Source organism: Streptomyces sp. NPDC088810 (assembly GCF_044750305.1).
Lineage (GTDB): Bacteria > Actinomycetota > Actinomycetes > Streptomycetales > Streptomycetaceae > Streptomyces.
In genome coordinates, this window is record NZ_JBIVJQ010000006.1 from 79226 (window position 1) to 97539 (window position 18314).

Consider the following 18314-nt stretch of genomic DNA (forward strand, 5'->3'; position numbering starts at 1 on the left):
GGCTCCGCTTCCTTTCGTCGGTCCACGGTCTGTCCGCCACCGGTGTCGCCACCGATGGCCGCCGAACACATCCGTACCGCGCACGGCACAGTGGTCCGCGTCCCGATCACTGCCCACCCGTGGAGGGAACGACCCATGTCCGCGGACCGCACCGCCGCCCGGTACGCGGACGACGGCGACTGGCGCCTGGACCGGCCGGAGCGGGAGCAGCCGGCGCCGAGCCCGGCAGCCCTGACCGGCCGCCGGCTGCGGGGCGCGGCACGGTGGCCGGTTCCCGCCCCCGGACCCCGCCTACTTCGGACAGATCACGCACGTCACCGAAGTGGCCGAACTTGACGTCGACCCATAGGTGCCTGGGGCATCTAATGAAGATCGGCACGACGCACTTCTTCGTCTGCGAGGTCTTTCCATGACGGAACTGACGGACATCACCGGCCCGGCTGCCCCGGCCGAACCCGTCGCCTTCCCCCAGGACCGCACCTGCCCCTACCACCCGCCCACCGGCTACGACCCGCTGCGCGACGGGCGACCCCTGTCCCGCGTCACCCTCTACGACGGCCGCGAGGTCTGGGTGGTCACCGCGCACGCCACCGCCCGCACCCTGCTCGCCGACCCCCGCCTGTCCACCGAGCGCCGCCGCCCCGGCTTCCCCGTGCCCACCGCCCGGTTCGAGGCCGGCCGCAACCGCAAGGTGGCCCTGCTCGGCCTGGACGACCCCGAGCACCACCAGCAGCGGCGGATGCTGATCCCGTCGTTCACCGTCAAACGCGCGGCGGCCCTGCGCCCGTGGATCCAGCGGATCGTGGACGACCTCCTGGACACGATGATCGCGCAGGGGCCGCCCGCCGAACTCGTCTCCGCCTTCGCGCTGCCCGTGCCGTCGATGGTGATCTGCGGGCTGCTCGGGGTGCCGTACGCCGACCACGAGTTCTTCGAGGAACAGTCCCGCCGGCTGCTGCGCGGCCCGACCGGCGCCGACACCGTGGACGCCCGCGAACGGCTGGAGGAGTACCTCGGCGGGCTCATCGACGCCAAGGCCGAGGAGACCGAGCCCGGCGACGGCATCCTCGACGAGCTGGTCCACCAGCGGCTGCGCACCGGCGAGCTGGACCGCGCCGACGCCGTGTCGCTCGCCATCATCCTGCTGGTCGCCGGGCACGAGACCACCGCCAACATGATCTCCCTCGGCACCTACACCCTGCTCCAGCACCCCGACCGGCTGGCCGAGCTGCGCGCCGACCCCGCGCTGCTCCCCGCCGTCGTGGAGGAGCTGATGCGGATGCTGTCCATCGCGGACGGGCTGCAGCGGGTGGCGCTGGAGGACATCGAGATCGAGGGCAGCACGATCCGGGCCGGGGACGGCGTGCTCTTCGCCACCTCGGTGATCAACCGCGACACGACCCTGTACGACGACCCCGACGCCCTGGACTTCCACCGTCCCGACCGCCACCACGTGGCATTCGGCTTCGGCATCCACCAGTGCCTCGGCCAGAACCTGGCCCGGGCGGAGCTGGAGATCGCCCTGGGCAGCCTGTTCACGCGGCTGCCCGGGCTGCGGCTGGCCGCCCCGGCGGAGGAGATTCCGTTCAAACCCGGCGACACGGTCCAGGGGATGCTGGAACTCCCCGTGAGCTGGTAAGAGGCTTTGCTCATGCACATCGACATCGACAAGGACGTCTGTATCGGCGCCGGGCAGTGCGCGCTGGCCGCACCGGGCGTCTTCACCCAGGACGACGACGGCTACAGCTCCCTCCTGCCCGGCAGCGAGGACGGCGCGGGCGACCCGATGGTCCGGGCGGCGGCCCGCGCCTGCCCGGTGAGCGCGATCACCGTACGGGACAGCACCGGCTGACCGTGGTCCGGCGGTACGGCGACCCTGTGCCGCCGTACCGCCGGACGGGCACCAGGGGCAGCGACCGCCCTAGCGCACCCGGCGCACGTACCCGGCGCTGCCCGGGACGGACACGTCCCGGTCGCGGCGGACGATGCCCAGGCGGTCCCCCCAGCGGGCGCGGGCCGCGCGCAGGCCGCCGTCGGTGTACTCGATGTCCACCACCCGGTCGTCGAACGCCTTCGCGTACACCTCGCACTCGTCGTACTGCCCGCACTCCTCCGTCACCGCGAAGTCCAGGCCCGCACGCCTGCGCTGCCCGGCCAGCTCGGCGGTGTTCTTCTGCCCGATCGCCAGGTGCCGGGCGTGCGCGTGCCGGGACAGCAGGCGCATGAACGCGGTGGCGTCGGCCGCCGTGAGCAGCCGGTGGGAGCGGGTGTAGCTGTCGTAGTTGTCCGGCTCGACGGCGTCGTACCCCTTGTCCGCGCAGCCGTCGATCCACCGGTTCACCCGCCGCGCCACCCGTTCCCGCTTGGCCGGGGTCCCGATGTCGAGCAGCGGCTCGTTCCAGTCCTCGTCGATGACGACCCTGCCCCGCGCGTCGCGCAGCAGCAGCCCGGCCGGCCAGGAGGAGCGCTCGGCGGGCTGCGCCTGGAACGCGTTGACGTAGCAGATGTTGTACAGCCCCGGCGCAGGGGAGTCGGACCGGTCGCGGCTGACGATCCGCACGCCCGCGGGCGGGCGGTAGGCGCCGCCGATCTGGTAGTCGAACCCGGCGTGCCGCGGCGGCAGCCGCAGCGGGGCGGCCCTCGGCCCGCCGCCCTCCTCCCGCTCGCCGGAGGTGCAGCCGGCCGACACCACGACGACCAGCGCTGCCGCCAGCGCGCGCAGGGCCGTGCGCGACCCCGCGGCGCGGCGCACACCCGTGGGGGCCACGTCCGCTCCATCCTGCCCGCGCCGGGCGGCGCGGCACGTCCCAGGATCACATCTCCCGCACCGCGGAGGCGTCAAGTCGGTCCCCGGTCCCCGTCGTAGGCTCTGTCCAGACCATCGTCCCGAAGGCAGGAGCGGCAACGATGCAGTACGTGAAGCTCGGTTCGACGGGCCTGGACGTCTCGCGGATCTGTCTGGGCTGCATGACCTACGGCCTGCCCGACCGCGGCGTCCACGAGTGGACCCTCGACGAGGAGGCGTCCCGCCCGCTGATCCGGCAGGCGCTGGAGGCGGGCATCACCTTCTTCGACACCGCGAACGTCTACTCCGACGGCACCAGCGAGGAGATCGTCGGCAAGGCCCTGCGGGACTTCGCGAACCGCGACGAGATCGTGCTGGCCACCAAGGTGAACGGCCGGATGCGGCCGGGGCCCAACGGGGCCGGGCTGTCCCGCAAGGCCATCATGAGCGAGATCGACCACAGCCTGCGCCGCCTCGGCACCGACTACGTCGACCTCTACCAGATCCACCGCTACGACCACGCGACGCCGGTCGAGGAGACGATGGAGGCGCTGCACGACCTGGTCAAGGCGGGCAAGGTCCGCTACATCGGGGCGAGTTCGATGTACGCGTGGGAGTTCTCCAAGGCGCAGTACACCGCCGAGCGGCACGGCTGGACGAAGTTCGTGTCCATGCAGAACCACTACAACCTGCTCTACCGCGAAGAGGAGCGGGAGATGCTGCCGCTGTGCGCGGACCAGGGGGTCGGCGTGCTGCCCTGGAGCCCGCTGGCCCGCGGCCGGCTGACCCGGGACTGGGGCACGGTCACCGAGCGCAGCGCGAACGACGACTTCGGCAGCCGGCTGTACCTGGAGAGCGACCGCGCGATCGTCGAGGCCGTCGGCAGGATCGCGGGCGAGCGCGGCGTGCCCCGCGCGCAGGTGGCCCTCGCCTGGCTCCTGCACCAGGACACCGTGGCGGCCCCGATCGTCGGCGCCGCCAAGCCGCAGCACATCGAGGACGCGGCGGCGGCGGTCGAACTGGAGCTGACCGACAAGGAGATCGAGGAGCTGGAGCAGCCCTACACGCCCCACGACATCAGCGGCCACTGACCGGTCAGTGCGGACCGTGGGCGCACTGCCAGGCCCGGCCGGCCTGGGCGTCCCGGCTCGCCGGATCGAGGCCGCGTTCGGCCGGATGCTCGCCGACTCCCGCGGCGCGGCCGGCGGCGCACCGCACGGACCGGAACCGGTGGCCGTGGCGCACGACAGCCTGGCGCGCGAACTGGCGCTGTGCGCCCTGGAGGAGGTCGTGCTGCGGGTCGCGGCCGCCTCCGGATTCCCCAGCCACTTCAGCCGGGTCTTCCGCGCGCGCTACGGGGTGCCGCCCGGCGCCTACCGGGCGGGCGAACGGCAGTAAAGGGAGGAAAAGGCTGCCGTTGACGAGATGTCAATGAAGAAACCACGGCGGTGAATCCGGGAAATCGGGAGATCTCTTGTTCGGACGTGTTCGGCTGTGTAAAAGTGTGCGCTGTCGGCGCGCAGGCAAATACATTCCCTCTGTATGCGCCAGGCCGCTCCCGTACACCCCCCACGCTTCACAAGAGCCGCCTCAGGTGGACGTCCGAGCTGCCCCCATGCCCTCGCCATACCAATTGGTATGGACTAATTCCGGTAGTGCGTCGGGAGGAATTCGGCCGTGACCGAGGCAGGTCTGTCGGACGAGCAGCTGAGCGCCGAACTGAAGAAGTGGACGGGCGCGTCACCCGCCCTCCATCCCGTCGGCGAACTCCTCGACCGGCACTGGGCGGCGGCCTTCGCCTACGCCCGGCTGTGCACCGACGGGCCGCGCGCCGCGGGCATGCTCACCACGGCCGCGTTCACCCGGCTCTTCGGTGCGTCCCTCCGGCAGACCGGCCCCACCGCCGCCTGGCGGCCCCACGTCCTGGTCGCCGTCCGGCGCATCGCGGGCGAGTGGGACACCGACGGCCGCCAGGAACTCCTCCACCCCGGTCTGCGCTCCGGCGACGGACCCGGCGAGCGCGCCGCGGCCCGGCTGCTGCCCTCGCCCGAGCGGCGGCTGCTGGCACGCGCGTTCCAGCGGATCCCCGAGACCTCCCGCGCCGTGCTGTGGCACAGCGAGGTCGAGGCCGAACCCCTGGCCGTGCCCGCCGCGCTGCTGGGCCTGGACGAGGAGGACACCCGCGTCGAACTGGGCCGCGCCCGCGAGCGGCTGCGCGAGGAATGCCTCCAGGTGCACCGCGAGCTGGCCCCCGAGGCCGAGTGCCGGCGCTATCTGCGCATGCTGGACGTCACGTTCCGGCGCGGCGGCACCGACATCGACCCGGACCTGCGGCAGCACCTGGCCGGCTGCGCCCACTGCGAGCGGACCGCCGGCCAGCTCGCCGAGTTCAACGACGACGGCCTGGGCCTCGGCCTCGCCGAGGCGGTCCTCGGCTGGGGCGCCCACGGCTATGTGGAGTCCCGGGCGGTCCGCGCCGAGGAGCCCGCGGCGCCGGCCCCGGCCGCCGCCACCGTCGTACCCCAGGGCGGCGAAGCCTTCATCCCCGACGCACCCACCGAACCGGGCCCCGGCACCGCCCGCGACCGGGCGGCCGGCTCCCCCGCCCCCGCCCGGGGATCCCAAGGCGCCGAAGGCACGGAAGTCACCGAGGGCACCGAACCCGCCCCCGCCTCCCCCCGCTCCGCGCACCGCGCCGCCCGGCGCGCCCGGCGCCGCACCCTGGCGCTGGCCGTCGTCACCGTCAGCGGTCTCGTCGTCCTGCCCCTGGCGCTGTGGTCGGTGCTCGGCTCCGGCGACGGCCCGGCGCCCGGCGCCACCCGGACGCCCTCGCGCACCCCGGGCAAGGACGCGGCCTCCCCGGGGGCCTCCTGGGCCGGCCGGAACGCCCCGGGCCAGGGCGCCCTGCACGGCAGACTGCGCAACCTCGCCTCCGGCCTGTGCGTCGGCGTCGCCGGCGGGAAGGCGGTCGAGGGCGCCGAGACGGAACTCGCCGACTGCTCCGCCGCCCCGAGCCAGCAGTGGACGTACGAGACCGACGGACTGCTGCGCAACGCCGCCGCCCCCGACCTGTGCCTGGACTCCCACCTCGGCTACTCCGTGCGCCTCGCCCCGTGCACGGCCACCGGCGGGGCCGCCCGCGACATCCGCTACGACTTCACGCTCCAGGGTGCCCTGGTGCCGCACGCCGACCAGGAGCTGGCCCTCACCCCGGCCGCCACCGACGGCTCCGGCGCCCTCGTGCTCAAGATCCGCGCCGCGGGCACCGTCCAGCGCTGGTCCGTCGACACCGCCCACCCGGACCTGCGGATGGAGAACGTCAACTGGGACCGGGACAGCGCCCTGGCGTCCACCCCACCCGCACCGCCCACGACTCCCGAGCCGGTCACCCCCACGCCCTCCCGGACGGCCGAGCCGACGCCCACGCCGTCCGCGACGACCTCCGCCCCGGCACCGGCGCCGACCGCCACCGCCGACCCGTGCGCGAGGTACCCGCAGTACTGCGGCTGGGGTGGCGGCTGGGACGGGGGCGGCTGGGACGGGGGCGGCGGCCGCCACCGCCGCTGACGTCAGGGGTGGTGCGGCGGCGGGGGCGGGATCGTCCCGAGGCCCGGGGCCGGTTCCGGCCACACCAGCAGCACCGGGCACGGCGCGTGGTCGACGGCGAACCGCACGGCCGGGCCGAGGCTCTTCGGGCCGAGCCGCGACCGGTCCCCGTCCCGGGCCAGCACCAGCAGCCCGGCCCCCTCGGCGGCGGCCACCACCTCCCGCTCGGCCCGGCCCGACCGCTCCTCGCGCACACAGGGCCGGCCCAGCCGCTCGGCCGCCGCGGCGAGCAGCGCGGCCGCCGACGGGCCGCCGAGCGCCTCCAGCCGGTCACCCGGGTCCGCCTCCCGGTGCCCGCGCCCGAGCAGGCCGGCGAACGCCCCGTGCGCCACCGCCGGCACATCGGGTCCGCTGACATGGAGCAGTACCACCTCGGCGTCGTCCGGAGCATGGGCGCGCACCGCGTCCACGCAGGCGGGCCAGGTGCCCTCCACGAGCCAGGCGATCACCCGCATCCCTCGGCCTCCCTCGGCTCACGCGAACCCGTCACAGGATCTGCAGCGACCCCCACAGTGCCACCACCGCGACCGCGAGGGAGGACGGCACGGCGAGCAGACCGAGCCGGGTGAACTCCCCGAGGTCCACGTCGTGCTCGTGCTGGTGCACGATCCGCCGCCACAGCAGTGTGGCCAGCGACCCGGCGTAGGTGAGGTTCGGGCCGATGTTCACGCCCAGCAGCACGGCGAGCACCGCACCCGGCCCGGCGGGCGCCGCCAGAGGCAGCAGGACCAGCACCGCGGGCAGGTTGTTGATCAGGTTGGCCAGCAGCGCGGCCAGCGCGGCGATCCCGAGCAGCGCGGGCAGCCCGGTACCGCCCGGCAGCACGTGTCCGAGCACGTCCGCGAGCCCGTTGTCGACCACGGCCCGCACCACGATGCCCAGCGCCAGGACGAACGCGAGGAAGGCCGGGGCCGCCGACCGCACCACGGTCAGCGGGCTCGCCTGCCGCCGCACCAGTGCCCGCCCCGCCAGCACCAGCGCGCCGGCCGCCGCCACCCATGCGGGCTCCACGCCGAACGCCGACGCCACCACGAACCCGGCCAGTGTGCAGCCCACGGTCACCAGGGCGAACAGCGGCAGCGCGGGCGCCTCGCCGGTGTCCCGGCCCGCCGGGGCCGCCGCCGTGAGATCCCGGGCGAAGAACCGCCGGAACACCAGGTACTCGACGCCGATCGCGGCCAGCCACGGTAGCGCCATCAGCGCCGCGAACCGGGTGAAGCTCAGCCCGCTCGCCGCGAACGCCAGCAGGTTCGTCAGGTTGGACACCGGCAGCAGCAGCGACGCCGTGTTCGACAGGTGCGTGCAGGCGTACACATGCGGTTTGGGCCGTACGCCCGTCCGCGTGGCCGTGGCGAAGACCACCGGGGTGAGCAGCACGATCGTCGCGTCCAGGCTGAGCACGGCGGTGATGGCCGAGGCCAGCGCGAACACCGCCGTCAGCAGCCGCACCGGCCGGCCCGCCGCCCACCGGGCCATCCACGCCCCGCACGCCTGGAACAGCCCCTCCACATCGCAGAAATGGGCGAGCACCAGCACCGCGGCCAGGAACCCGACCACCGGGCCGAGCCGTTCGGCCTCGGCCCGGGCGTGGTCGAGGGAGATCGCGCCGGTCGCGACCGCGAGGGCGGCGGCGGGGACGGCCATGACCGCCTCCGGCCGACCGAAGGGCCGTACGACGGCCCAGGCCAGCACGGCGACCAGCAGGACGGCGGACAGTGCCTCGGCGAGCGGGGTGTTCAGGGCGAGTCCTTCCGGAGTCGGGCACGGGTTGCCCGCCCATGAAAACAGACCATGTTGAACGCGCTACGACGACCGGCTGCCCGCCACGCCCAGGAACTCCGCCCAGCCGCCGGCCGGGGCCTGCCCGGGCGGCAGGGCGCGCAGCCGGCGCAGCACCGCCTGGTCCTGCGCCTCCAGCCAGGCGACGAGCTGCTTGAAGGACACGAAGCGCACGTCGTCGTAGGAGGCCATCTTCCCGATGGCCTCCTCCACGGCGTCCATGTAGACGCCGCCGTTCCAGCGTTCGAAGTGGTTGCCGATGAAGAAGGGGGCGCGGTTGGTCTCGTAGGCCCGCCGGAAACCGGCCAGGTAGGTGTCACGGGCCTGGGCCCGCCAGGTGTCGTACTTGCTGCGGTCGCCGAGCGGATTGCCGCCGGACTGGTTGAACATCAGGTTGTAGTCCATCGAGAGCACCTGGAAGGAGTGCCCGGCGAAGGGTATGGACTGCAGCGGGAAGTCCCACAGCTTGCCGCCCTGCACCTTGCCCGGCCAGACCTGCAGTCCGCCGGGGGAGCTGGCGTCGTACTTCCAGCCGAGCGCGGCGGCGGTCGGCAGCAGGCCGGCCTGGCCCTCCAGGCAGGGGGTGCGGCCGCCGGCCAGCTCCTTGCGGTAGTCGAAGGGGAGCGGGTCGAGGTCGGTGAAGCCGGTGTTGGTCTTCCACTTCGTCACGAAGTCCATGGCCTGGTCGATCTCGCTGCGCCACTCGGCCGGGGACCAGTTGCGCACGCCGGTCGCGCCGCAGAAGTGCCCGTTGAAGTGGGTCCCGATCTCGTGGCCCTCCAGCCAGGCCCCGCGCACCTGCTGGAGCGTGGCGTGGATGTGCCGGTCGGCGAGGTAGCCGATGTCGGAGGCGCCGACCGGGTGCTGCGGCGGCCGGTAGAGGTGCTTCTTGGACTCGGGCAACGTGTAGATGCCGCTCAGGAAGAACGTCATCTTGGCACCGTGGTCGGCGGCCACCTTGCGGAACCGGGAGAACAGCTTGTTGCTCAGCTCGCCGGCCCCGTCCCAGGAGAACACCACGAACTGCGGCGGCTGCTGGCCCTCCTTCAGCCGGTCCGGCTTCGGCTGGTGCGGCTGGGCGCCGGTGTCGGCGGTGGAGCCGTCGCCGATCGGCTTCACCGGCCGGGCCTGTGCCGTGCCCCGGCCGCCCGCCGGGCCCGGTCCGCCGGTGCCGGAGGAGCAGGCGGCCAGTGTTCCGAGGGCGCCCGCCGCCGCCCCGGCCGTCAGCACCCGCCTGCGTGAGATCCCGCTCATCGTCTCCCCGATTCCCTGGTCATGGCCCCCGCGGGGCCTGTTCGCCGTGCGGTCGACCGGGTTCGATGACCACAGGCCGGGGAAAGATCGCGGCCGACGGCGCCTGTTGCCGTCCTGTGACAGTTGTGGCGCCGCCATGACGAACGGGGCCCCCGCGGGGCCGGCATGACGAACCCCGCTGCCTCGGGGGCCGGCAGCGGGGTTCGCGCGGAGGGGGCGGAGGAGAGGCGGGGTCAGGGACCGGTGCCCGGGGCGAGCACCGTCAGGCGGACGGACGAGGAGTGTCCGGAGACCGGCACCGGCCCGCCCGACCAGGCCGCCTTCAACGGGGCCCGCTCGTCCGGCGGAGTGACCAGCAGGGCGGCCGGCTTGGCCGTCTTCGCTCCGCTGATCTCCGGGTTGGAGAAGGTCAGCCCGGACCAGGCGCTCCGCCCGGGCTTGAGCGTGACGGTCACCGGGGTGCCCGGCTCACGCTGGGGGTCCGGGCCGAGCCGGCGGCCGGAGGCGTCGACGAAGGCCGCGCCCGGATAGCCGTGCAGGGTGCAGGTCCGGGCGGAGGTGTTGGTGAGCACCACCGGGAAGTTCTCCTGGCCGGCGCCCGGGTCGTTGCGGCCCACGGAGGCGCGCAGTTCGGAGGTGTGGCAGCGGGTGCTCACCGCGGCCGGGGTGGTCGTGGCCGTGGCGCCGCCCGCGGTGCCGGTCGTCTTCGGCGCGGACGCCGAGCCGGTGCGCGCGGGGGAGGAGGCCGTGGCCGTGGGGGACGCCGGGGGTGGTTCCGTGGTGTCGCGCGCGGGGGCGGCCGTACCGGAGACGGTGGCCGGGCCGGCGCTGTGCGCGCCGGAGCCGTCGCCGCACGCGGTCAGGAGGCCCAGCACGGCGACCGTGCCCACGAGCAGGGCACCGTGCCGCGCGGACCGGAGGGTGTACACCATGTCGTTCAACACTCCTGGAGGTCACGGCACGCGACCGGGACGCGTGCCTACGGCGCCGGGTGCGCCGTCCTCTCCGTCCGATGCACGGACCGCCGGAAAAGTTCGGGACGCGCCGGGTTCTGTCCGGTTCTCTTCCCCGCCGGGCCGCTCGGCAGGCGTCGGTCAGGCGACCCGCAGCGAACGGAGCACGCCGTCGGCCGCGTCGTCGCCGTCCCGCTGACGCACCTGCACATACACCTGAGGCCGCGTGGCGCCGCCCGCCGGGACCAGCGCGGACTCGGTGACCGAGCCGCCGTCGGGGCAGCTGTCCCAGGACCGGACCAGCCCGTGCCAGTCGGCGTCCGTGAAGGTGCGGGCGCCCGCGTACCGGCAGCCGGAGTGCGCGAGGGCCTTGACCTTGGCGGTGACGTCCCCGTGCGCGCCGACCCCGACGAACACCCCGTCCACGGGGGCGTTCGGGTCGGACCAGCGGGACAGGTCGCCGGCCACCACGAGACCCGGCTCGTGCCCGGCGGCCAGCCCGAGCGCCCGCGGGTCCCAGCCGGAGTCGCGCAGCTCGCGGCCGAACCCGTCCGGCACCCGCAGGCTCACCCGCCCGGTGGCGTCCGTGACCCGCACCCCGTCGTCCGCGGTGCCGTCCCGGTGGAGCGCCACGGTCACCGTGACCGCGGCGGCGCCGGCGGCGAGGACCGCGGCGAGGACCAGGGTCAGCGGAGTGAGCCGGCCGCGCACCCGGTCCAGGCGCCGCGCGGACCGCACCGGCGGCGCCGCGGCCAGCCGGTCCAGCTCTGCCGCGAACACCAGGGCGCCCGGCCAGCGCCGCGCCCGGTCCGGCTCCAGCGCGCGCAGCAGCGCCCGCTCCACGTCCGCGTCCAGCTCCGGCCGCAGCCGCCGGGGCGGTATCACCTGCCCCGGCGGCCCGGGCACGGTCCCGGTGAGCAGTTCGTAGCCGACCGCGCCGAGGCTGTAGACGTCCGCCCGCTCGTCGATGCCCGCGCCGGGCTCGGCCTGCTCCGGCGGCCGGTAGCCCGCCGAACCCGCCGCCAGGGTCAGCACCGAGGCCTGCGCGAGGCTCTTGGCCAGCCCCAGGTCGGCGAGCAGCACCCGCCGGGTGCCGTCCGGGGCGGTGTGCAGCAGCACGTTGGTCGGCTTGATGTCGCGGTGCACGATGCCCGCCTCGTGCAGCGCGGCGGCACCGCGCGCGGCCTCGGCGGTCAGCGCGAGCGCCTCCCGCACCGGCAGCGGACCGTCGGCCAGCAGATCGGCGAGGGTCCCGCCGCCGGCGTACTCCATCACGAAGTACGGCCTGCCGTCCGGAAGTTCACCGATGTCGTAGACCTGCACCACCCGGCCGGAACCGGCCCGGCGCAGCAGCCGCGCCTCGGACAGGAAGCGCTCCCTGATGTCGAGCCGGTGCGCCCAGTTCTCGGCGAGCACCTTCACCGCCACCGGAGCCTGGAGCTCGGGGTCGTGGGCGAGCCACACCGTGGCGAAGGCGCCGCTGCCCAGCGGCCGTTCGAGGCGGTGGCGGCCGATCCGCTCCAGGGGGTGCATACGACTATCATGCCTGGCCTGAGATCGACTCGGAGGAGGGCCGTCCGTGCAGGACCAGGCGCTGATGGAGGAGTTCGCCCGGCGCGCCGCCGCCGGCGACGGCACGGCCCTGGACCGGCTGCTGACGGAGATGCGGCCCGAGGTCGTGCGCCGCTGCGCGCGCTTCCTGCCCTGCCGGGAGGACGCCGAGGAGGCCGCCCAGGACGTGCTGCTCCAGGTGGCCCGGCACATCTCCGGCTTCGAGGGCCGCAGCCGCTTCGGGACCTGGCTGTACACCGTCGTCGCCAACTGCTGCCGGCAGAAGTACCGCGAGCTGAAGCGGCGGGCGGCCGAACAGCCCGCGGCCATCGAGCCGGGGCACGCCGTCGACCCGCGCACCACCAGCGTCATCGCCGGCTCCCGGGTGGATCTGCTGGAGGCCCTGGAGCGCCTGGAGCGGGAGCATCCGCACCTGGTCGCGCCGCTGGTCTACCGGGACATCTGCCAGCTCGACTACGCCGAGGCCGCCGAGCGCGCCGGCATCCCGCTCGGCACCTTCAAGTCCCGGCTGCACGAGGCCCGCAAGCAGGTACGGCCGTGGCTGACGGCCTCCTGAGAGCCGTGCCGGGGCCTACTCGTCCTCCTCGAACAGCGGCAGCTCCGCCCAGATCGTCTTGCCCTCCGGGTGGTGCCGGCTGCCCCAGCGCTGGGTGAGCTGGGCGACCAGCAGCAGACCCCGGCCACCCTCGTCGAAGGTCTTGGCCCGGCGCAGGTGCGGGGCGGTGGGGCTGGTGTCGGAGACCTCGCAGATCAGCGTGGCCGTGTCGTGGATCAGCCGGAGCCGGATCGGGTGCGCGCCGTACCGGATGGCGTTGGTGACCAGCTCGCTGACCACCAGCTCCGTCGTGAACGACGCCTCGCTGAGCGACCAGGTGTCCAGCTGCTCCGCGACCTGCTTGCGGACCGGTGCGACCAGCGCCGGGTCGGCGGGGATGTCCCAGGTCGCCACCTGCGCGGCGGGCAGGCCCCGGGTGCGGGCCAGGAGCAGCGCCACGTCGTCGGGGGCGCCGCCGGACGGGAGCAGGGTGTGCAGGACGCGGTCGCAGGTCTCGTCCAGGGAGTCCGCGTACGCGCCGAGCGCCTCGTGGAGCAGCTCCCGGCTCGTCTCCGGGTCGCGGTCCCGGGACCACACCAGCCCGTCGGTGTACAGCGCGAGGACGGTGCCCTCGGGCAGTTCCACCTCGGTCGACTCGAAGGGCAGCCCGCCCAGGCCGAGCGGGGGACCGGCGGGCACGTCCAGGGCGTGGGGCGTGCCGCCCGGCCGCAGGACCACGGGCGGCGGATGCCCGGCGCGGGCCAGGGTGCAGCGCCGGGACACCGGGTCGTAGACGGCGTACAGGCAGGTCGCGCCGACCTCGCCGGGGCTGCCGTCCTCGCCGGGGCTGACGTCGCCGCCGGACTCCTCCGACAACCGGACGACCAGGTCGTCGAGGTGGGTGAGCAGCTCGTCCGGGGCCAGGTCGATGTCGGCGAGGGTGCGGACGGCGGTGCGCAGCCGGCCCATGGTGGCCGAGGCCTGGATGCCGTGCCCGACGACGTCCCCGACGACCATCGCGACCCGCATCCCGGACAGCTGGATCACGTCGAACCAGTCCCCGCCCACGCCGGCGCGGGCGGCCGGCAGATAGCGGGAGGAGGCGTCCAGCGCGGCCGTGCGCGGCAGCGACCGGGGCAGCAGGCTGCGCTGGAGCGCGAGCGCGGTCTCCCGCTCGCGCGAGTAGCGGCGGGCGTTGTCGATGCAGACGGCGGCGCGGGCGGTGATCTCCTCGGCGAGCAGCACGTCGTCCGGGGTGAAGCCGTCCGGGCGGCGGTGCCGGGTGAGCACCGCCACGCCGAGGGTCAGCCCGCGCGCCTGGATCGGCACCGACATCGAGGAGTGGATGCCGAACTGCCGCACCCGCCGGCCGCGCTCCGCGTGCCAGGTCAGCCACTGGTCCATGTCGCCGACGGCCACCGAGGTGGTGATCGTGCGGCCCGCGGTCAGCGAGTCGGCCTGCGGGGAGAAGTCCGGGTACTCCTCCGCCGTGCCGGGATCGATCACGGCCTCGGGCACGCCGGGCAGCACCGACCGGTGGGCGGTGCGGCGCAGCCGCACCGGGGCGGTGATGCGGGCGGGCGGCTCGCCGCCGTACTCCTCCGGGTCCAGCAGGTCGATGGTGACGAAGTCGGCGAGCGCGGGCACGCACACGTCCGCCAGCTCCTGCGCGGTCCGGGTGACGTCGAGCGTGGACCCGATGCGCACACTGGCCTCGTTGACCAGCTGCAGCCGCTGCCGGGCCCGCTGGTTGTCGGTGACGTCGTGCGCGGCCAGGCACACGCCCCGCACCCGGCCCGCCGCGTCCCGGACCGGCGCCATGCGGGCGAGCCAGGCGTGGGCCCGGTCCTCGCCGCCGGTGTGCATGAAGGTCTGCACGTCCAGCGGGCGGCCCGTGGTCAGGACCCGGAGCATGCCCTGCTCCAGCTCCTCGCTCTGCGGTCTGCCGCCGATCTCCGCCAGCCGCAGCCCGCGCAGCCGCCGCTCCGGCAGCCCGACCACGTCGGCCATCGGGCCGTTCATCCGGCGCAGCCGCAGCCGGTCGTCGTACACCGCGATCGCGCACGGCGACTGGACCAGGCCCGCCTCGGTGAGCGGGTCGTCACCGGGCGGCGGGTCGTCGCCGGTGAGCGGGGTGACCACGAGCCAGTCGCCCGGGTGCCCGTCGTCCGGCGGGCGGCGGTGGGCGAGCAGCCACACCGAGACGGTACGGCCGTCCTGGTGGCGCAATCCGACCGTGCCCGCCCAACGGGTACCGGCGGGCGGGGCCGGGGGACCGGCGTCGGCGAGCAGCTCGGCGGCGGGGCGGCCCAGGACGGCGGCGGCCGGGTGGCCGAGCAGGCGGCAGGCGCCCTCGTTCCACTCCGTCAGCGTTCCGTCGGCGCCGATGACGGCCCGGGCCGTGGCCGCATCGTCGAACGGATAGACCCGGCTCATCGTCGCCGCTCCCAAGCGCACACTCACAGTGAACGGGTGGCTCCACCCGCTGGTCCAGCGTAGTGCTTCGCGCCGTCCCGTGAACCACGCTTGCGGGGCCACCTGGCCGACCGGTCGAACACGGCCGGACGCACGGTCAAGGGGGAAATCCGGCCGGTCTCGGGCCGCGGGCAGCGGCAGGCGTCCGGGGCCTTGACGATCGAGTGCGTCAGGACGTCAGAATCTGTTTGACGACGATCAGATGTGAGCACTTCTGGGGCCTGATGAGGGAGAGCCGCCCATGACGGTCACGCGCAGATCGGTTCTGGCCGCAGCCACGGCAGCGCCCGCGGGCGGAACGCTCCTGAGCATCCCCGCGGCCCCGGCCGCCCTCGCCGCCGAGGCGTCCGCCGCCGGGGGACGCCACACCGTGCCGCTGCGGGACGGCTGGCGCTTCGCCCTCGTCGACCCCGGCGGCATCGCCGACCCGACCGGCGCCTACGCCCGGGCGGCCGACCCGGACCACGACGACGGGGACTGGCGCCGGGTCGCCGTACCGCACGACTGGAGCATCGAGCAGACCCCCACGACCGAGCACGGCACCACCAGCGGAACCGGCTTTTTCCCGGGCGGTCTCGGGTGGTACCGGCTCGCCTTCACCCTCCCGCGGGCGTACGCCGGCAAGCGGATCTCGGTGGAGTTCGACGGCGTCTACATGGACTCCTCCGTCTACTGCAACGGCACGCAGGCCGGCCGTCACCCGTACGGGTACACCGGCTTCGCCCTCGACCTCACCGACCTCGTCCACACCGACGGCGAAACCCCCAACGTCCTCGCGGTCAAGGTGCAGAACCAGCTGCCGAGCAGCCGCTGGTACTCCGGCAGCGGCATCTACCGCGAGGCCCGCCTGGTGATCACCGAGCCGGTGCACGTCGCCCGCTGGGGCACGTACGTCACCACGCCGGAGGTCTCGGCCGACCGGGCGGTGGTCCGGGTGAGCACCACCGTGCGCAACGAGTCCGGCACGGGCACGGACGTGGAGATCCGCTCCCGGATCACCGACCCCGCCGGCCGGACCGTCGCCCGTGCGGCCGGCACGGTGTCCGTCCCGGACGAGGCCGCCGCGACCCAGGAACTGACCGTCCCGAAGCCCCTGCTGTGGGACTTCGCGACCCCGGAGCACCGCTACACCCTGCACACGGAGCTGCGCGTCGGGGGCCGTACCACCGACACCCGGCGCACGCCCTTCGGTATCCGCACCTTCCGCTTCGACCCCGACGAGGGCTTCTTCCTCAACGGCTCCTACGCCAAGGTCAAGGGCGTCGACCTCCACCACGACCAGGGCGCCCTCGGCGCGGCGATCAGCATCGACGCCGTGCGCCGGCAGATGCAGATCATGAAGTCGATGGGCGTCAACGCCTTCCGCACCTCCCACAACCCGCCCTCGCCGGAGATGATCCAGGTCTGCGAGGAGCTGGGCATCGTGATGATGGTGGAGGCCTTCGACTGCTGGCGCACCGGCAAGACCAGGTACGACTACGGGCGGTTCTTCGACGAGTGGTGCGAGAAGGACGCCACCGAGATGGTGCTGGCCGCCCGCAATTCGCCCGCGGTGGTGCTGTGGTCGATCGGCAACGAGATCCCCGACTCCACCACCACCGCCGGGCTCGCCATGGCGGACCGGATCATCGGCGCCATCAAGGCCGCCGACGACACCCGGCCGGTCGTCATCGGCTCGAACAAGTACCACGGCGTGCCCGCCACCGGCTCCGCCGCCGACCGCATGCTCGCCAAGCTGGACGGCCTCGGCCTGAACTACAACACCGCCAGGTCGGTGGACGCCCTGCACGCCAAGTACCCGCACCTCTTCCTCTTTGAGTCCGAGTCCTCCTCCGAGACCTCGACCCGGGGCACCTACCAGGAGCCGGAGCACCTCAACACCGGCGAGAACCACACCCCCGGCAAGCGGGAGACCTCCTCCTACGACAACAACCTCGCCTCCTGGACGATGAGCGGCGAGTACGGCCACAAGAAGGACCGGGACCGTAAGTGGTTCGCGGGGCAGTTCCTGTGGTCGGGCATCGACTACATCGGCGAGCCGACGCCGTACGACGTCTTCCCGGTCAAGGCGTCCTTCTTCGGCGCGGTCGACACGGCCGGCTTCCCGAAGGACATGTACCACCTCTTCCGGAGCCAGTGGACGACCGAGCCGATGGTCCATCTGCTGCCGATGACCTGGAACCACCAGGAGGGCGACACCGTCGAGGTCTGGGCGTACGCCAACGTGCCCTCCGTCGAGCTGTTCCTCAACGGAAGGTCCCTCGGGGTACGCGAGTTCGACGTCAAGAAGACCACCGACGGCCGCACCTACCTGGAGACCACCGAACCCACCGGCGACGACAGGACCTTCACCGACGGCCCCTACCCGGGCAGCTACACCAGCCCCAACGGCAGCGCGGGCAAACTGCACCTGACCTGGAAAGTGCCTCACCAGCGGGGCGAGTTGAAGGCGGTGGCGCGCAGGGGTGGCAAGGTCGTCGCCACCGACGTGCTGCGCACCGCCGGCGCCCCGCACGCCGTTCGCCTCACCGCCGACCGCACGTCCCTCGCCGCCGACGGCCGTTCGCTCGCCTTCGTCACCGCCGAGATCGTCGACGCGCACGGCGTGGTCGTGCCCGACGCCGGCCACCTCATCGCGTTCGACGTCACCGGCGGCTCCCTGGCCGGCGTCGACAACGGACGCGAGGAGAGCGCCGAGCGCTACCAGGCCAGCACCCGCACCGCCTTCCACGGCAAAGCCCTCGCCATCGTCCGGTCCGGCACGGGACCCGGCGTCCTGAAGGTCACCGCCCGGGTGGAGGGGCTGCGCGCGGACACCGTCCGCCTGACCGCCGCCCCGGCCCGTTCGGTCGCCACCACCCAACCCGCCGAGTTCGGCCCCGACTATCCGCCGCCGCCCGACCACCCCTGCGCGGACGCCAGTTACTCCGGCCGCCCGGACACCCTGCCCGCCGCGATGCTGGACGGCGACCCGGCCACCGGCTGGTCCAACGCCTTCGTCAAGTCGGCGACCGCGCTGCTGCCCGCGTTCAGCGGGGCCCGGGCCGAGGACTGGGTGTCGGTCGACTTCGGGCGCACCCGGACCTTCGACCGAGTGGCGGCCTCCTTCACGGTCGACGCCGGCCACACCCTGCCCGCCCGGGCCGAGGTGGCGGTGTGGGACGGGCACGCCTACGCCCCGGTGACCGGGGCGAAGGTGGAGTGGGCCACCGCCTCCGACAGCCCCACCCTCATCACCTTCGACGCGGTGCGCGGCTCCCGGCTGCGGCTGACGCTCACCAGCGCCTACCCGGGCGAGCCGAAGGGGGCGGTGCGCATCAGCCGGCTGGACGTGTGACGGTGCGGGCGCGGCCCG

The 18314-nt window shown here is 74.1% G+C and carries 14 protein-coding genes; 7 read left to right on the top strand and 7 right to left on the bottom strand.

The window, feature by feature from the left end; all coding sequences use genetic code 11:
• Window positions 1-409 precede the first annotated feature (409 nt).
• Entirely contained in the window at window positions 410-1639 is a 1230-nt protein-coding gene (locus ACIP4Y_RS20795; protein WP_401395417.1) for a cytochrome P450, read from the top strand.
• A 12-nt stretch (window positions 1640-1651) separates the two neighbouring features.
• Window positions 1652-1852, top strand: coding sequence for a ferredoxin (locus tag ACIP4Y_RS20800; RefSeq protein WP_030344622.1), 201 nt, complete (start codon window positions 1652-1654; stop codon window positions 1850-1852).
• Window positions 1853-1921: 69 nt separating this feature from the next.
• Here ACIP4Y_RS20800 and ACIP4Y_RS20805 read toward each other — a convergent pair whose 3' ends face one another.
• Complete coding sequence (locus ACIP4Y_RS20805; protein WP_401395421.1) at window positions 1922-2767, bottom strand: endo alpha-1,4 polygalactosaminidase; 846 nt, start codon at window positions 2765-2767, stop codon at window positions 1922-1924.
• Window positions 2768-2907: 140 nt separating this feature from the next.
• On the opposite strand from ACIP4Y_RS20805, the gene ACIP4Y_RS20810 reads away from it, so the two are divergent.
• The 3 genes from ACIP4Y_RS20810 (at window position 2908) to ACIP4Y_RS20820 (ending at window position 6352) form a co-directional block, all read left to right on the top strand.
• A complete protein-coding gene (locus ACIP4Y_RS20810; RefSeq protein WP_401395424.1) occupies window positions 2908-3876 on the top strand; it encodes an aldo/keto reductase in 969 nt (322 codons plus the stop codon).
• Between the two features lie 16 nt (window positions 3877-3892).
• Window positions 3893-4183, top strand: a complete 291-nt coding sequence (locus tag ACIP4Y_RS20815) for a hypothetical protein (protein WP_401395427.1) — start codon at window positions 3893-3895, stop codon at window positions 4181-4183.
• 279 nt (window positions 4184-4462) lie between these two features.
• Window positions 4463-6352 carry a ricin-type beta-trefoil lectin domain protein gene (locus ACIP4Y_RS20820; RefSeq protein WP_401395430.1) on the top strand — a complete coding sequence of 630 codons (1890 nt, stop codon included), beginning with the start codon at window positions 4463-4465 and terminating at the stop codon, window positions 6350-6352.
• 2 nt (window positions 6353-6354) lie between these two features.
• Here the strand turns inward: ACIP4Y_RS20820 and ACIP4Y_RS20825 are convergent, their stop codons facing one another.
• The 5 genes from ACIP4Y_RS20825 to ACIP4Y_RS20845 all read right to left on the bottom strand — a co-directional run bounded on the left by ACIP4Y_RS20825 (window position 6355) and on the right by ACIP4Y_RS20845 (window position 11910).
• Window positions 6355-6846, bottom strand: coding sequence for a universal stress protein (locus ACIP4Y_RS20825; protein WP_401395433.1), 492 nt, complete (start codon window positions 6844-6846; stop codon window positions 6355-6357).
• Window positions 6847-6877: 31 nt separating this feature from the next.
• On the bottom strand, window positions 6878-8131 hold the full coding sequence (locus ACIP4Y_RS20830) for an SLC13 family permease (RefSeq protein WP_358641473.1): 1254 nt from the start codon (window positions 8129-8131) through the stop codon (window positions 6878-6880).
• 63 nt (window positions 8132-8194) lie between these two features.
• Window positions 8195-9424, bottom strand: a complete 1230-nt coding sequence (locus tag ACIP4Y_RS20835; protein WP_401395435.1) for a hypothetical protein — start codon at window positions 9422-9424, stop codon at window positions 8195-8197.
• A 233-nt stretch (window positions 9425-9657) separates the two neighbouring features.
• Window positions 9658-10356, bottom strand: a complete 699-nt coding sequence (locus ACIP4Y_RS20840) for a DUF4232 domain-containing protein (protein WP_401395438.1) — start codon at window positions 10354-10356, stop codon at window positions 9658-9660.
• 162 nt (window positions 10357-10518) lie between these two features.
• Complete coding sequence (locus tag ACIP4Y_RS20845) at window positions 10519-11910, bottom strand: serine/threonine-protein kinase (protein WP_401395441.1); 1392 nt, start codon at window positions 11908-11910, stop codon at window positions 10519-10521.
• A gap of 64 nt (window positions 11911-11974) precedes the next feature.
• Between ACIP4Y_RS20845 and ACIP4Y_RS20850 the strand changes: the two genes are divergently transcribed.
• Complete coding sequence (locus ACIP4Y_RS20850; protein WP_358641471.1) at window positions 11975-12505, top strand: RNA polymerase sigma factor; 531 nt, start codon at window positions 11975-11977, stop codon at window positions 12503-12505.
• Between the two features lie 15 nt (window positions 12506-12520).
• Here the strand turns inward: ACIP4Y_RS20850 and ACIP4Y_RS20855 are convergent, their stop codons facing one another.
• Entirely contained in the window at window positions 12521-14920 is a 2400-nt protein-coding gene (locus ACIP4Y_RS20855; protein WP_401395444.1) for a SpoIIE family protein phosphatase, read from the bottom strand.
• A 280-nt stretch (window positions 14921-15200) separates the two neighbouring features.
• On the opposite strand from ACIP4Y_RS20855, the gene ACIP4Y_RS20860 reads away from it, so the two are divergent.
• Window positions 15201-18296: a glycoside hydrolase family 2 TIM barrel-domain containing protein gene (locus tag ACIP4Y_RS20860; protein ID WP_401395447.1), complete on the top strand. Its 3096-nt coding sequence runs from the start codon at window positions 15201-15203 to the stop codon at window positions 18294-18296.
• Window positions 18297-18314: the final 18 nt, after the last annotated feature.